This is a genomic window from Variovorax sp. KBS0712, assembly GCF_006323185.2.
GTDB classification, from domain to species: domain Bacteria; phylum Pseudomonadota; class Gammaproteobacteria; order Burkholderiales; family Burkholderiaceae_C; genus Variovorax; species Variovorax boronicumulans.
Genome location: NZ_VCCD02000001.1, coordinates 1,818,243 through 1,833,030 on the forward strand (window position 1 = coordinate 1,818,243; position 14,788 = coordinate 1,833,030).

The 14,788-nt window shown below is 65.4% G+C and carries 10 protein-coding genes; 4 read left to right on the forward strand and 6 right to left on the reverse strand.

Annotation, left to right across the window (positions count from 1 at the left end):
- Window positions 1-4: 4 nt before the first annotated feature.
- From FFI97_RS08365 to FFI97_RS08385, 5 genes are all read right to left on the reverse strand, one after another.
- Complete coding sequence (locus FFI97_RS08365) at window positions 5-1,459, reverse strand: PHB depolymerase family esterase (RefSeq protein ID WP_139703692.1); 1,455 nt, start codon at window positions 1,457-1,459, stop codon at window positions 5-7.
- A gap of 176 nt (window positions 1,460-1,635) precedes the next feature.
- Entirely contained in the window at window positions 1,636-2,823 is a 1,188-nt protein-coding gene (locus FFI97_RS08370; RefSeq protein ID WP_139703690.1) for a substrate-binding domain-containing protein, read from the reverse strand.
- Window positions 2,824-2,979: 156 nt separating this feature from the next.
- The gene (locus FFI97_RS08375) at window positions 2,980-3,246 is read right to left on the reverse strand and encodes a hypothetical protein (RefSeq protein ID WP_070060447.1); all 267 of its coding nucleotides are present in this window, start codon (window positions 3,244-3,246) and stop codon (window positions 2,980-2,982) included.
- Window positions 3,243-4,763, reverse strand: a complete 1,521-nt coding sequence (locus FFI97_RS08380; RefSeq protein WP_139703688.1) for a sigma-54 interaction domain-containing protein — start codon at window positions 4,761-4,763, stop codon at window positions 3,243-3,245. The genes FFI97_RS08375 and FFI97_RS08380 overlap by 4 nt, the downstream gene beginning before the upstream one ends.
- Window positions 4,764-4,843: 80 nt before the next feature.
- On the reverse strand, window positions 4,844-7,501 hold the full coding sequence (locus FFI97_RS08385) for an ATP-binding protein (RefSeq protein WP_139703687.1): 2,658 nt from the start codon (window positions 7,499-7,501) through the stop codon (window positions 4,844-4,846).
- A 370-nt stretch (window positions 7,502-7,871) separates the two neighbouring features.
- Here FFI97_RS08385 and FFI97_RS08395 point away from each other — a divergent pair, with 370 nt between their 5' ends.
- Genes FFI97_RS08395 through FFI97_RS08410 form a run of 4 tightly spaced genes read left to right on the forward strand, consistent with a single transcriptional unit; the run spans window position 7,872 to window position 14,372 of the window.
- A complete protein-coding gene (locus FFI97_RS08395) occupies window positions 7,872-8,573 on the forward strand; it encodes a TetR/AcrR family transcriptional regulator (protein ID WP_139703681.1) in 702 nt (233 codons plus the stop codon).
- On the forward strand, window positions 8,570-10,060 hold the full coding sequence (locus tag FFI97_RS08400; RefSeq protein ID WP_144004403.1) for an efflux transporter outer membrane subunit: 1,491 nt from the start codon (window positions 8,570-8,572) through the stop codon (window positions 10,058-10,060). The genes FFI97_RS08395 and FFI97_RS08400 overlap by 4 nt, the downstream gene beginning before the upstream one ends.
- On the forward strand, window positions 10,057-11,241 hold the full coding sequence (locus FFI97_RS08405; protein ID WP_144004404.1) for an efflux RND transporter periplasmic adaptor subunit: 1,185 nt from the start codon (window positions 10,057-10,059) through the stop codon (window positions 11,239-11,241). Before FFI97_RS08400 ends, FFI97_RS08405 begins: the two co-directional genes overlap by 4 nt.
- 20 nt (window positions 11,242-11,261) lie before the next feature.
- A complete protein-coding gene (locus FFI97_RS08410) occupies window positions 11,262-14,372 on the forward strand; it encodes an efflux RND transporter permease subunit (protein ID WP_139705336.1) in 3,111 nt (1,036 codons plus the stop codon).
- A 30-nt stretch (window positions 14,373-14,402) separates the two neighbouring features.
- Here the strand turns inward: FFI97_RS08410 and FFI97_RS08415 are convergent, their stop codons facing one another.
- The gene (locus FFI97_RS08415) at window positions 14,403-14,738 is read right to left on the reverse strand and encodes a DMT family transporter (protein WP_095745062.1); all 336 of its coding nucleotides are present in this window, start codon (window positions 14,736-14,738) and stop codon (window positions 14,403-14,405) included.
- Window positions 14,739-14,788 lie beyond the last annotated feature (50 nt).

Consider the following 14,788-nt stretch of genomic DNA (forward strand, 5'->3'; position numbering starts at 1 on the left):
GGCCTCAACAGGTGCCGATCACGTAGTAGTTGGTGCCCGTCTGCTTCAGCGTGGTCATGGCGTAGATGTTCCACAGGCCCATCGACTGGCCCGAGCCGTTGGCATAGGTCAGGCCCCACAGCGCATAGGCGCGTCCGGCCATGGTGTGCGTGTAGTTGCTCGCGGTGTAGCACGTGCCCCCGCCGCCCGGGCCCGCCGTGGTCGCGCCCGTGGCGGCCGCCGACATCGCGCCTTCGACGTTGCTCGCGTTCAGCGCGGCCACGGTCCAGCTGTAGCTGGTCGACGCGGCCAGGCCGGTGTCGGTGTAGCTGGTGCCGGCCACCGGCGAGGCGTTGACCTTGCTGCCGCCGCGGTACACGTTGTAGCCGCTGGCGCCCGAGACGCCGGCCCAGCCGATGACCATGCTGCTGCTGGTGGCGCCCGAGGTGCCCACGCCGGTGGGCGCCGGCAGCCCGCCGCCGCCGGCCGAACCGGTGACGCGGTCGATCATGGCCTTCATGGCGGCCATCTGCGGACCCGACTTCTTGGCGTAGTTGGCGCTGTCGTAGCCCCACCAGTCCCAGCAGCTGTTGGTGGCCGCGGTGCTGGTCTGCGGGTAGATCAGGATGATGTTGTTGGTGTCGGCCCAGCGGTTGTAGCCGGTCTTCTTGACGTACTGGTCGCTCACGTCGGTGTAGTTCTGCTTGCAGCCGTGCAGCACCAGGTGCACGCGGCACGAGGTGGTGGTGCAGGCCTGCGGCACGTAGAGCCAGCCGGTGGCGGCCACGCCGTGGCCGGAGACGAACTCCGACTGGTTGAACTCGGTGAACGTGCCGCCCAGCGCGCCGTTGTTGCGCGGGTTCAGCGGACCGTACAGCTGCGTGAGGATCTCGCCCGCGAGGTCGAAACCGCAGTTGTTGATGTACGGCGCGGCCGTGGTGCTGCAGGCGCCGCCGTAGTCGTCGGTGACCATCGCGTGACCGGCACCGAGGTTGTTCTTGTAGACCGTGTTGGCGGCCGGAACGAAGCTCTGGTAGTAGGTCTTCAGGTCGTCCATCACCGGCTGCTTGACGGTGTTGTCGGACGTGCCCGAGAACAGGTAGACCTTGGAGTTGCCGAGGTTCGACACCGGGTCGATCGCACCGCTGGCGGCCCAGCTGTTGGTGGTGCTCACGAGCGTGGAGACCGGGATGCTGGTGCTGTGCGTCATGCAGCGCCCGGTGGCATTGACCACCGAGCCTTCGGCGCAATAGTACGGACCGCCGGCGACCACGCCCGCGCCGCGCTTGAAGGTGGCCGAGTAGGCCACGTGCAATTGCACCGCCATGAAGCCGCCGGCCGACAAGCCGGACACGCTCACCTCCGCCGGGTTGGCGCCCAGTGCCGGCAGCGGCACGGCCGCCGTGGCGGCCTGCGCCGCCGCCGTGATCACCGCTGCTGCGGCAAACCCCTTCCAGTTGTTCCATCGCATCGCTGGCATCGCTGTCTCCTTCTGTTGTGTTTGATCGAACGCTTGCTTGCAGACTGACGAATTGACCGTGGCACACGACAGCTGGCGCGGACGCAGGCTGGCGCTTCGCCCGGCGGCCATCCGGGGCGAAAAGGGGGCGGCGCCTGCATGCGCGCCGCGGGTTCAGGGGGCGATCAGCGCCGTGTTCAGCGCTTGTTTTTGATCGGGATGTCCATCTCTTCGGGCTTGATCTCGTGCACCAGCTCGGGCACGCCCCATGCGAACGCGGGGTCGGCCTTGATCTTGAAGTGGTACATCGACTGCATCGCCTGGTGGTCTTCCTTGCGGAAGGTCATCTTGCCCTTGGGCGTGTCGAAGCTCATGCCTTCCATGGTGCTGATGAGCTTGTTGGTGTTGGTGTCGCCGTTGGTCTTCTTCAGCGCCGTCACCACCGCCATCGCGGCCGAGAAGCCGCCGGCCGTGAAGAAGTCCGGCGGCGTCTTGAATTCCTTGTAGTGGGCCGCGACCATCGCCTCGTTCACCGGGTTCTTCGGGATGCCGAAGTAGTAGTAGGCCGCGCCTTCCATGCCCGGCAGCGACTTGTAGGCCGCCATGGCCGGCAGGATGTTGCCGCCGGTGGCGATCTCGATGCCGTAGCGCTTCAGGTCGAGGTCGACGATCTTGAACGGGTTGCCCGCGCCGGCCCAGACGATCCAGATGATCTTGCGGCCCGGCTGGTCCTTGAGCTTGTCGATCAGGCGCTGCGCACCGGCGGTGAAGTCGGTGGTGGCGGGCGGCAGGTATTCCTCGTGCGCGAGCTTGGCTTTCTTCAGCGCGGCGCCGAAGGCCTTCACACCGTCGCGGCCGAAGGCGTTGTCCTGCGCCAGTGTGGCGACGGTGACGCCGGCCTTGTCGATGGCCACGGCGTTGGAGATGGCGTCCTGGCTCGAGTTGCGGCCGGTGCGGAAGATGTACTTGTTCCACTTGTCGCCGGTGATCGAGTCGGCCACGGCGGGCTCGACGATCAGGATCTTCTTGTACTCCTCGGCCACCGGCAGCATGGCCAGCGCCACGCCCGAAGCGGTCGGGCCGACGGCGAGCGCGGCCTTGTCGTCGGAGTACGCGGCGGCCAGCAGCGACTTGCCCAGGTCGGGCTTGCCCTGGTCGTCCTTCTCGATGACCACGAGCTTCTTGCCGTTGACCATCATCGTGCCGCCGGTGGCGTAGTTCAGGCCCATCATCAGGCCGGTCTGCGTCTGCTTGCCGTAGGCCTCCAGCGCGCCGGTCTTGCTGTAGACGTGGGCGATGCGGATCTCGTTCGATTGGGCCCAGGCGGGCATGGTGGCAACGGTGGCGCCCAGGGCGGCCAGGGCGATGAGGTGGCGACGGTGCATGTCTTGTCTCCTGATAAAGGTGACTGAATATTGCACAGTTCGTGCCACCCGCCTAAGCCATTGATAACAAAGGCTTCCTCATTCGGGCGCAACCGGTTTCGCCTGATTTCAGTGCATTCGAGTTGTCTTTATTTCAGACAACTGTCTACTGATCAGTCAGGGTTTCCCAGCAGAGTCGCGGCGTGCCGCGAGCCAGCTTTCGAACTCGCGCTCGGCCCGCATCCGCAGCTCGTTGCGCGTGTGGTTGCACACCGCGTGCGCCAGGCGCCGGTGCTTCTGCTGGCGCACGCCGCCCAGCGTGGCGTCGAGCAGATGCTCGATGGTGGCCGACTCGGGCCGTCCGTGCGGTTCGTCGAAGTCCATCGGCAGCCCGCACCAATGGCAGTTCGGGCCGAAGGTGGAGCGCAGCGCCTTGACGCTCATGAGAGGCCCATCCCCGTCATGCGCTCGTACAGCGTGGCGCGCGAGATGCCCAGCAGCCGCGAGGTCGCGAGCTTGTTGCCGCCGGTGCTTTCGAGCGCGGCGGCGATCGCCTTGCGTTCCAGCTCGGCCACCTGCTGCGACAGCGGGCGCAGCAACGCGGCCTCCTGGTTGACGTCGCGCAGGCTGTGCGAGGTGTCGGGCGCCTCGATCTGCTCCAGCCCGGCCTCGCGCAGGATGCGTTCGAGCTGCGCCGCGTCGATGCGCTGCGAGTCGCTGCGCATCGTCACCTGCTCCAGCACGTTGCGCAGCTCGCGGATGTTGCCGCGCCAGTGCTGGCCAGCCAGCAGCGCGAGCGCGTCGGGCGTGAGCTCGGGCGGGGCCTCGCCGCTGCGCAGCGCCATGTCTTCGCCCAGCGCCTCGACCAGCGCCGGGATGTCGCTGCGCCGCTCGCGCAGCGGCGGCACGCGCAGCGGCAGCACGTTGAGGCGGTAATACAGGTCTTCGCGGAACAGGCCGCGGCGCACCAGCTCGGGCAGGTCGCGCGAGGTGGCGGCGATCACGCGGGCGTCGAAGGGAATCAGCTTGTTGGAGCCCAGCGGTTCGATCTCGCCCTCTTGCAGCGCACGCAGCAGCTTGGCCTGCAGGCCCAGCGGCATGTCGCCGATTTCGTCGAGGAACAGGCTGCCGCCGTCGGCCAGCTTGAACTTGCCTTCGCGCCCGCGCTTGTCGGCGCCGGTGAAGGCGCCGGGGGCGAAGCCGAAGAACTCGGCCTCGAGCAGCGTGTCGGGCACGGCCGCGATGTTGACGCTGACGAACTGCCCCTTGGCGCGCGTGGACGACGCATGGATCGCATGCGCCAGCAGCTCCTTGCCGGTGCCGGTCTCGCCCAGCAGCAGCACCGGGCTGGTGGACTGCGCGGCGCGGCGCGCGTGGCGCTTCACCTCCACGGCCGCCGGGCTGCTGCCGATGAAGCTCGCGAAGGTGTACTTGGAGCGGCGCTGGCCGTCGGGCGCGTGCTGGTACAGCGGGTTGTTGCGCTGGCTGGCCAGCTCGCGGCGTGCGTCGTCGAGGTCCCGCTGCAGCAGCGCGAACTTGCTGATGAGCGGCTGCAGCGTGGTCTCGGGCTGGTCGAACAGCACGATGCCGATGGCGCCGATGACCTTGCCCAGGCCCTCCCCGTCTTCGCGCTCCTCGCGCAACGGGATGCGGCTCACGACGAAGGTGCCGGCCTTGTTGGTCAGCAGGTCGATGAGGATCGGCTCGCCGGTTTCGAGCACGCGGCGCATCATGGTGTTGGGGATCACGTCCTCGACCATGTGGCCCATGAACTCGTCGATGGACGAAAAGCCCAGCGCCGGCAGGAAGCGCCGGTAGCCCTCGTTCACCCAGACGATGCGCCCGCTGCGGTCGACCAGGAACATGCCCTGGCTGATGCTCGAAAACAGATGAAACATCGAGCGCGCGGCAAGCGCGAGGATGCCTTCGGCGTCGAGAGGGAACAAGAATGATGCACTCATCGTAATACAAGGAGTGCAAATTCCACCACAACTGCTCGCTCCAATTTAATCACTCCAATTAATTCACACATTCCGCCCCCTCAAGCTTCAGCACCTTTCGGCCTTCTTATCACGGACACGCTCTTCTTATACCGCTTACCCGCCGCACTCCAAACAAATCGACTAATCCTTGAGGTGTCCGAAGAAATCAATGATGCATCAATCACCTCCTCCGCAGAAAACCCCCATGCCGCCGCCAAAACCGCAATAACAAACCCCTTCATCGATCGTTGCGAGCCAAGGCTCAAAGCATTAACTCTATCGCTCTCATTAAATTCTGGCCAATTGACCCTCGCCTCATATGAAAGCTGCAACGTATGCGGATAACCCACTCCAACAGAAATTACATTATTTTCAAGCAACAAATCGTCAATATGAGCCCTTGCCAAACTAAGTGACGCATCCTGAACCAAAATCACCTCATCGGATTGAGAATATAAATCTCTTATATCATTTGCATTCACAAAACCCGAAAAACATTCCGCAACAGAAAGATCTCCGGGATTTCCGCCGATTGCCAAAATTCGACTCGCAAACTCAATTTGCAATTCTTTTTTAATCGAACTCTTCAATGCCAATGATGCTTGCTCCAGTGTCCAACGGACGAGCATCTCACCTTCGGCATGAGGAATTGCAACATTACGAGCCGCAGTATGAGGCGAGCCAATCATGATGCCCGCTATACCTGTAAGACCTGTTGCTCGAACCCCCCCTACAACAACAATTCCCTCAACAGATCTCCGCAAATCAAATCGATCTGACGGGGCAGCCGAAATAGAACACCTCCCTAAAATCTCGCCCCCTTCCCCTTCAATTTTTCGAAGGGCGTCTGACGCGGAATTAAAAATTTCCTGCTCCCCTTCTTTTTTCTCCAAGGATCTCTCCCCATTCACTCGACTAAGTAATTTTTCTCCCGGCAAATTTATCCAGTCGGAGGCGCCAACAACGAGTTTTCTTGTAGGTGCGCATACAAATAAATTCACATCCAATGCAGGACACAACCATGCGCATCGGGACTCAAGCGTCCAGACGCGCTCCTCGTATGGCTCTGCAAGAATCTCCTTGTAAATAGATGGTTGACGAAACCAGACCCGAACCTTGGTCCCACCATCCATCAAGGTCTCACTCGCTGATGCGTTGCGCAGCACTGGTCTCGAATTCAATCCGTCGCGAAATTCAAGCACCAATGTGTCGCTACGGGCGGCCTCAGCCCGGCGACTGGCAACCTGTACTTTATCCCCCCACATGAAGATCGAAAAAAATCCGATACCAAACTGGCCAGTAGAAGAGAATCCCTTGGCCTCCAAACCAGGGAGCTCTTTGTGCATGAGCGCGGTGCCCCATAAAGAGTTGCCAAAATCGAGAAATGGGCCGACAAGCACCGCCTTAGACATGCCGACGCCCGAGTCTTCAACTTCAATCCATTTCCCTATCTCATCTTCCCCGACGCGTACAACTATCTCTCCCCAATTTTCCTCTCGCCCTTCAAGCAAACGACGTGCGCGAACAGCATCACTTCCGTTCTGAATTAACTCTCTCAAAGGAGCAAGGTGATTACGACCATAGAGCTTTTCACCACCAAGATTGGAAACAAGTTGCGCTACATTTCCAACCTTTATTTTGGCATCAATGGGCACCCAACCATCAGTCGCTATTTGCATCGCCAAACGCGCAGGATCATCGCTATTCACCACGCCGCGAGCAGAAAATCTTGGTCGATGCATGTCTGAAAGTAACGCATCTGCGCGGCGCAGTTCGGCATCAATCATTTGAAGCGCATCAAAGCAAGTCCACCAAGCGCCCACTTCATCGATCGAAAAACTCTCCTTTGAAGAGTAAGCCAGACGATCAGAAATTAATCGCGGCTGATTGAGCTTCTCTTGGAAATTCCAATGATTTGCACTGACCCCGCTAGGTTTACGAACAGCCGCTAGAAATCCAGGTGCTCGACGATCATCAATATGACTTGCATCAGCCACTCGCAGCAAGCAAGCTATTTTAATGGGATCAACCGTCCACGCCTTATTAAACCCTCCCGGCGCTCCAATTATGTCAGGCATTTTTTCGCGCAATTGATCCACTGACCACCAATGGCTATGCGCAATTTTCCCGATAATTGTTCCGTAAGTTCGCCTAAGCTCTGGATCCTCGATCAAATGATATTCCGTCGAATTTTCGCCACGGTCGCGCCAAGAAACTAACGCTAGACGGGCAGCCTGCTTGGCGTGCAACTCCCGCAGAACTTGCCGCATTGCCTCAGTCTGAATATCTTGAGGGGCGCTTTCGATCTCGCAATCTTTGGGGCTCCGGCCAGTTTTCTTTCGCAACCCGGCCGCGATCGTGTCCGCCCAAAGCGGCGAACTACGCAAAGCAGCTATCCCATCAGGGTAGGCGGCCAATCCGTTGCCCAGATCATGAGTTAAGAACGCCCCCCCGAGAACGAACGCTTCAGCAGGTGTGATGGCGTACTCTTGGCCTGCAATCAAGTCCGCAAGCTCCCAGAGAGCGTCAAGATGAGTCAAGTCATGGACGGTGAACTCCGGCAGATCGAGCGCGATTTCTCCTCCCAGGATCGCTGCTCTATTCCGAAATCCTCTGAACGCATTTCGCAAGCGCTCCCTGCTTCTCTCCTCTAGGTCGGAGGTGCCTTGCTCTGCCAGAGTTGTTCTCCACAAATCGGTTTGTTCGTATCGATCCATTCCAGCTCGCCTCCATCAATTAGTCAGGTGTACGCAGACTGTAGTTCCAAACGTCACGTTTTCTCACGACCATCAAAATTGATCGGCAGGTGATAAAGCAGACGAAATGGCCGACCGGCCTCTTTGATACGCCTACCTGAGCCTCGAACTCTCGCCCGTCGCATTCATCGCAGCTTTCAAGCACGTCATTTGCTTGAGTTTCGGGGCGCGCAGGATGTTTCGACCAAAAGCCTTCAGCAAGCCTTAAGTAAATCAATCGTTTGATTTCAATCATGCTTTAATCGCGCCGATGAACGCTAGGGACCCTCTCACCCCAACGCCAACGCCAACGCCAACGCCAACGCCAACGCCAACGCCAACGCCAATGCCAATGCCAATGCCAACGCCCGTGCCCTCGCCCCGCCGCGCCCCCCGCAGCGACGGCGCCGAGGCGCGCCACCGCCTGCTGCACACCGCGCTGCGGCTGTTCGCCCAGAACGGTTTCGCCAAGACCTCGATCCGCGAGATCGCGCGCGAGGCCGGCGTGAACGTCTCGGCCATCAGCTACTACTTCGGCGACAAGGAGGGGCTGTACTCCGCCACCTTCAACGAGCCGATGGGCAGCGATTCGAACGACCTGGTGGCCGCCTGCAACGTGCCAGGCCAGTCGCTCGAAGCCACGCTGCGCATCTGCATGGCGGCCATGATCGATCCGCTCAAGCAGGGCGAGATCGTGCGCCAGTGCATCCAGCTGCACATGCGCGAGATGCTGGAGCCCACCAGCCAGTGGGCCAAGGAACTGGAGCGCGACATCAAGGGCCCGCACCGCGCCATCGTCGAGCTGCTGTGCCGCCACCTGCAGGTGGAGCGCGCCGACGACGACATCCACCGCCTGACCTTCGCGATCACCGGGCTGTCGATGCAGCTGTACGTGAGCCAGGATTTCATCGAGGCCCTGCGCCCGTCGCTGCTGCGCACGCCGCGCGCCATCGACACCTGGGCCGACCGGCTCACGGGCTACGCGATGGCGCTGGTCCAGGCCGAAACCGCACGCCGCCGCCAGGTGGCCGCCGAGCAGAGAAAGAAGCCATGAGACGACTCCGACGGATTGCCCTTGTTCTGAGCCTGCCGCTGGGCCTCGGCCTTGCCGGCTGCGGCCTGACGCGCCCGCCCGCCTCGGTGCAGGCGCCCTTCCCCGCGCAGTGGCATGCGCCCCTGCCCCACGGCGGCTCGCTGGCCGCGCTGGCCGAGTGGTGGCGCCAGCTGGACGACCCGCTGCTGGTCGAGCTGATCGCCGCCGCCGAAACCGCCAGCCCCACCCTCGCGAGCGCCGCGGCGCGCGTGGCCGAGGCGCGTTCCACGCGCGTGCAGGCCGGCGCGGCGCTGCTGCCCAGCCTGGACGGCACGGCGTCGGCCAGCCGGGGCGTCTCGGGCTCGTCGTTCGGCGCGGGCGGCTCTTCGAGCAGCAGCAGCGCCTCCACCGCGCCCGTCACCACGCTGCAGGCCGGCCTGCAGTCGAAGTGGGAGATCGACCTGTTCGGCCGCCTGCGCGCCGACCGCGACGCGGCCCAACAGAAGCTGGACAGCGCCACCGCCAAGTGGCACGACGCCCGCGTCGCCGTGGCGGCCGAAACGGCCAACGCCTATTTCGCCGAGCGCGCCTGCCAGCAGCAGCTGAACGTGTCCGAATCGGACGCCAAGTCGCGCGGCGAAACGGCGCGGCTCACCGACCTGTCGGCGCGCGCCGGCTTCACCGCGCCGGCCGATGCCGCGCTGGCGCGTGCCAGCGCCTCCGACGCCTCCGGCCGCCTCACGCAACAGCGCGCCCTGTGCGCGGTGCAGCGCAAGGCGCTGGTGGCGCTCAGCGGGCTCGACGAGCCCACGCTGGCGCAGAAGCTCGCGGCCTCGCCCACGCAGCGCGCGCTGCCGGTGGTCGGCGCCATCGCCAGCGTACCGGCGCAGGCGCTCTCGCAGCGGCCCGACGTGTACGCGGCCGAACTCGGCGTGGCCGCGGCCAGCGCCGAGGTGGGCTCGGCCGAGGCCGAGCGCTACCCCAAGCTCACGCTCTCGGGTTCGATCGGCCGCATGCAGATCCGCACCAGCGGCTTTCGCGAATCGCTCGACACCTGGACGGTCGGCCCGCTGTCGCTCACCGTGCCGCTGCTCGACGGCGGCGCGCGCGCAGCCAACTCCGAGGCTGCCAAGGCGCGCTACACCGAGGCCGTGTCGCTCTACCGCGCCAACGTGCGCCAGGCGGTGCGCGAGGTCGAGGAAGCGCTGGTGAACCTCGACGCCACCACCGCGCGCAGCACCGACGCCGACAGCGCGGTGAAGAACTACCAGGCCTCGTTCGACGCCACCCAGGCCCGCTACAGCAGCGGCCTGGCCAGCCTGTTCGAGCTCGAGGATTCGCGGCGCACGCTGTTCGCCGCGCAGACCGCGCGCGTCTCGCTGCAGCGCGAGAGCACCGAAGCCTGGGTTTCGCTGTACCGCTCGATGGGCGGCGGCTGGAGCCGCCCCGCCGAAGCATCGTCCCCAATGACCACCACCCCGGCCGCCAAGGTCGCGACGTCGCCATGAAAACAATGAAGCGTTCCACCCTTGTCCTCGCGCTGCTGGCGCTGATCGTCGTCGTTGGCGCAGGCCTGTGGCTCACCCGCAAGCCGGCCGACGACAAGGCGGCACCCGCCGCGAAAGGCCCCGCCCAGCGCCCCGCGCTGACCGTCTCGGTCGCCAAGCCCGAGGCCACCGAGCTGACGGTCACGCTGGCCGCCAACGGCAACGTGGCGGCCTGGCAGGAGGCCGTGATCGGCTCCGAATCGAACGGCCTGAAGCTGGCCGAGGTGCGTGTCAACGTGGGCGACACCGTGAAGAAGGGCCAGGTGCTCGCGGTGTTCTCGCCCGAGACGGTACAGGCCGACATCGCGCAGGCGCGCGCCTCGCTGGCCGAGGCCCGCGCCTCGGCCGCCGACGCCGCCGGCAACGCCGCGCGCGCCCGCACGCTGCAGGCCACGGGCGCGCTGAGCCAGCAGCAGATCAACCAGTACCAGACCACCGAGCAGACCGCCAAGGCGCGCGCCGAGGCGGCCGAGGCCGTGCTGGCCGCGCAGCAGGTGCGCGGGCGCAACACGCAGGTGCTGGCACCCGACGACGGCGTGATCTCCGCGCGCACCGCCACGGTGGGCAGCGTGGTGGGCGCCGGCACCGAGCTGTTCCGGCTGATCCGCCAGGGCCGGCTCGAATGGCGCGCCGAAGTCACCTCGGCCGAGCTGGGCCGCGTCGCCGTGGGCACGCCGGCCTTCGTGGTCAGCGCCAGCGGCGCACAGGTGAAGGGCACGGTGCGCAGCATCGCGCCCACGGTCGACCCGCAGACGCGCGCGGCGCTGGTCTACGTCGACCTGCCCAACGTGCAGCAGAACACCGGCGTGAAGGCCGGCATGTTCGCGCGCGGCGACTTCGAACTCGGCCGCAGTTCCGCGCCGACCGTGCCGCAAAGCGCGATCGTGCCGCGCGACGGCTTCAACAACGTCTTCACGCTGCTGCCCGACGGCCGCGTGGCGCAGCTGAAGGTGCAGACCGGCCGCCGCCTGAAGGACCGCGTGGAGATCACCAACGCCCTGCCCGACGGCGTGCAGATCGTGGTGCAGGGTGCGGGCTTCCTCAACGATGGCGACCTGGTGCGCGTGGTGGACGCCACGCCCGCGGCCGCCGCGGCCGCCACCCCGGCGAAGGCGGGGGCCTCCGCGCCTTCGCCCAAGTAAGCCAACACAAGGAACACGCCATGAACGTTTCCGCCTGGTCCATACGCAACCCCATTCCGGCGGTGATGCTGTTCGTGCTGCTCACCTTCGGGGGGCTGCTGTCGTTCAACGCCATGAAGGTGCAGAACTTCCCGGACATCGACCTGCCGACCGTCACCGTCTCGGCCTCGCTGCCGGGCGCCGCGCCCTCGCAGCTGGAGACCGACGTCGCGCGCAAGCTCGAGAACTCCATCGCCACCATCCAGGGCCTGAAGCACATCACGACCAAGGTGCAGGACGGGGCCGCCACGCTGATCGTCGAGTTCCGCCTCGAGAAGCCCGTGCAGGAGGCCGTGGACGACGTGCGCTCGGCCGTGCAGAAGGTGCGCGCCGACCTGCCCGCCGACGTGCGCGACCCGGTCGTCACCAAGCTCGACTTCGCGGCCCAGCCGGTGCTGGCCTTCACCATCGCCTCGTCGCGCATGGACAACGAGGCGCTGAGCTGGTTCGTCGACAACGACATCACCAAGAAGCTGCTCGCGCTGCCCGGCGTGGGCGCCGTGAACCGCGTGGGCGGCGTCACGCGCCAGGTGCACATCGACCTCGACCCGGCCAAGCTGCAGGCGCTGGGCGCCTCGGCGGCCGACATCTCGCGCCAGCTGCGTCAGGTGCAGACCGAAAGCGCGGGCGGGCGCATCGACCTGGGCGGCAGCGAACAGCCGGTGCGCACCATGGCCACCGTGCAGTCGGCCGACCAGCTCGCCGACATGCAGATCGCACTGAGCGACGGCCGCCGCATCCGCCTGGACCAGGTGGCGCGCATCAGCGACACCATCGCCGAGCCGCGCGCCGCCGCGCTGCTCAACGGCAAGCCGGTGGTGGGCTTCGAGGTGGCCCGCAGCCGCGGCGCCAGCGAGGTCGAAGTGGGCCGCGCCATTCAGAAGGCGCTGGCCGACCTGCGCGTGCAGCGCCCCGACATCGAGCTGACCGAGGCCTTCAACTTCGTCGACCCGGTGGAAGAAGAGTACGACGGCTCGCTGCACCTGCTGTACGAGGGCGCCATCCTCGCGGTGATCGTGGTGTGGCTCTTCTTGCGCGACTGGCGCGCCACCTTCGTCTCGGCCGTGGCGCTGCCGATGTCGGTGATTCCGGCCTTCGTCGGCATGTACCTGCTGGGCTTCTCGGTCAACGTGATCTCGCTGCTCGCGCTCTCGCTGGTGGTCGGCATATTGGTCGACGACGCCATCGTGGAGGTCGAGAACATCGTGCGCCACCTGCGCATGGGCAAGTCGCCCTACCAGGCGGCCATGGAAGCGGCCGACGAAATCGGCCTGGCCGTGATCGCCACCACCTTCACGCTGATCGCGGTGTTCCTGCCCACGGCCTTCATGAGCGGCGTGGCCGGCAAGTTCTTCAAGCAGTTCGGCTGGACCGCCTCGCTCGCGGTGTTCGCCTCGCTGGTGGTGGCGCGGGTGCTCACGCCGATGATGGCGGCCTACATCCTCAAGCCGATCGTCGGTGCCGAGAAGGAGCCGGGTTGGCTGCGCTGGTACATGCGCGCCGTGACGTGGAGCACGCACAACCGTTTCAAGACGATGGTGATGGCCACCCTCTTCTTCTTCGGCTCGCTGGCAATGATCCCGCTGCTCAAGACCGGCTTCATCCCGGCCGACGACAACTCGCAGACGCAGGTCTACCTGTCGCTGCCGCCGGGCTCCACGCTGGCGCAGACCACGGCCGCGGCCGAGGAAACGCGCCGCCGCGTGATGAAGATCAACCACGTGAAGAGCGTCTACACCACGGTGGCGGGCGGCAGCGCGGGCGGCGACCCGTTCGCGAACTTCGGCACGCCCGAGACGCGCAAGGCCACGCTGACGATCCAGCTCGACCCGCGCGGCGACCGGCCGCGCAAGCAGGTGATCGAGAAAGAGATCCGCACCGCGCTCGAGACCCTGCCCGGCGTGCGCAGCACCGTGGGCCTGGGCGGCTCGGGCGAGAAGTACATCCTGGTGCTCACGGGCGAAGACCCGGTGGCGCTGTCGGCCGCCGCGGGTGCGGTCGAGAAAGATCTGCGCACCATTCCCGGCCTGGGCAACATCACCTCGACCGCGAGCCTGATCCGTCCCGAGATCGCCGTGCGCCCCGACTTCGCGCGCGCCGCCGACCTGGGCGTGACCAGCTCGGCCATCGCCGAGACCTTGCGCGTGGCCACGCTGGGCGACTACGACCAGGCGCTGGCCAAGCTCAACCTCGCGCAGCGGCAGGTGCCGATCGTGGTGAAGCTCGAAGACTCGGCACGGCAGGACCTCGACCTCATCGGGCGCCTGTCGGTGCCGGGCGCGCGCGGGCCCGTCATGCTGAGCCAGGTGGCCTCGCTCACGATGGAAGGCGGCCCGGCGGTCATCGACCGCTACGACCGTTCGCGCAACGTCAACTTCGAGATCGAGCTGTCGGGCGTGGGCCTGGGCGACGCCAAGACCGCCGTCGAGGCCCTGCCCTCGATCCAGAAGCTGCCGCCCGGCGTGCGCATCGCCGAGGTGGGTGACGCCGAAGTGATGACCGAGCTGTTCGCCAGCTTCGGCCTGGCGATGCTCACGGGCGTGCTGTGCATCTACATCGTGCTGGTGCTGCTGTTCAAGGACTTCCTGCACCCGGTGACCATCCTGTGCGCGCTGCCGCTCGCGCTGGGCGGCGCCTTCGTGGGCCTCCTGATCGGGCAGAAGGCGCTGTCGATGCCCTCGCTGATCGGCCTGATCATGCTGATGGGCATCGCCACGAAGAACTCGATTCTTCTGGTGGAGTACGCCATCGTGGCGCGCCGCGACCACGGCATGAGCCGCTGGGACGCGCTGCGCGACGCCTGCCACAAGCGCGCACGGCCCATCATCATGACCACGCTCGCCATGGGCGCCGGCATGCTGCCCATTGCCGTGGGCTTCGGCGCCGCCGATTCGAGCTTCCGCTCGCCGATGGCGATGGCGGTGATCGGCGGGCTGATCACCTCCACGGTGCTGAGTTTGCTGGTGGTGCCGGCCGTGTTCACCTACGTGGACGACATCGAGCACTGGATCCGCCGCACCGTGCGCAAAGTGCGCGGGCAGCCGGCCGATCCGCACATCGACGACGACCTGGTCGAGGCGCCGCAGCGCTGAGACCTCTGGGCGCGGGCAGCGGTGGCCCCGCTACCGCGCCTCGATGTTCAGCACCACCACGCCTGCCACGATGGCCAGCAGGCCGACCACGCGCGTCAGCGTGACCGCTTCACCGAACCAGACCATGCCGGCGACCGCGATCAGCGCGGTGCCGGCACCGGCCCAGACCGCGTAGCCCAGCCCCACATCCAGTTCGCGCACCGCGAGCGACATGAGCCAGATCGCGCCGGCATAGCAGGCGGCGGTGAGCAGCGATGGCAACAGGCGGGTGAAACCTTCGGCATGGCGAAGGGCGATGGTGCCGGCGACTTCCGCCGCCACGCTGGCCGCAAGCAGCAGCCAGGCCAGAGTCTGTGGACTCTTCATGGGAATACCTCGTCACACCCCTGCCGTACCGGGCATGGAATGCGGGCGAT

What these genes read in the sequence shown, in the direction of transcription:
- FFI97_RS08365 (WP_139703692.1), bottom strand. Translation starts at nt 1,459, where the DNA reads ATGCCAGCGATGCGATGGAACAACTGGAAGGGGTTTGCCGCAGCAGCG.
- FFI97_RS08370 (WP_139703690.1), bottom strand. Translation starts at nt 2,823, where the DNA reads ATGCACCGTCGCCACCTCATCGCCCTGGCCGCCCTGGGCGCCACCGTT.
- FFI97_RS08375 (WP_070060447.1), bottom strand. Translation starts at nt 3,246, where the DNA reads ATGAGCGTCAAGGCGCTGCGCTCCACCTTCGGCCCGAACTGCCATTGG.
- FFI97_RS08380 (WP_139703688.1), bottom strand. Translation starts at nt 4,763, where the DNA reads ATGAGTGCATCATTCTTGTTCCCTCTCGACGCCGAAGGCATCCTCGCG.
- FFI97_RS08385 (WP_139703687.1), bottom strand. Translation starts at nt 7,501, where the DNA reads ATGGATCGATACGAACAAACCGATTTGTGGAGAACAACTCTGGCAGAG.
- FFI97_RS08395 (WP_139703681.1), top strand. Translation starts at nt 7,872, where the DNA reads ATGCCAATGCCAACGCCCGTGCCCTCGCCCCGCCGCGCCCCCCGCAGC.
- FFI97_RS08400 (WP_144004403.1), top strand. Translation starts at nt 8,570, where the DNA reads ATGAGACGACTCCGACGGATTGCCCTTGTTCTGAGCCTGCCGCTGGGC.
- FFI97_RS08405 (WP_144004404.1), top strand. Translation starts at nt 10,057, where the DNA reads ATGAAAACAATGAAGCGTTCCACCCTTGTCCTCGCGCTGCTGGCGCTG.
- FFI97_RS08410 (WP_139705336.1), top strand. Translation starts at nt 11,262, where the DNA reads ATGAACGTTTCCGCCTGGTCCATACGCAACCCCATTCCGGCGGTGATG.
- FFI97_RS08415 (WP_095745062.1), bottom strand. Translation starts at nt 14,738, where the DNA reads ATGAAGAGTCCACAGACTCTGGCCTGGCTGCTGCTTGCGGCCAGCGTG.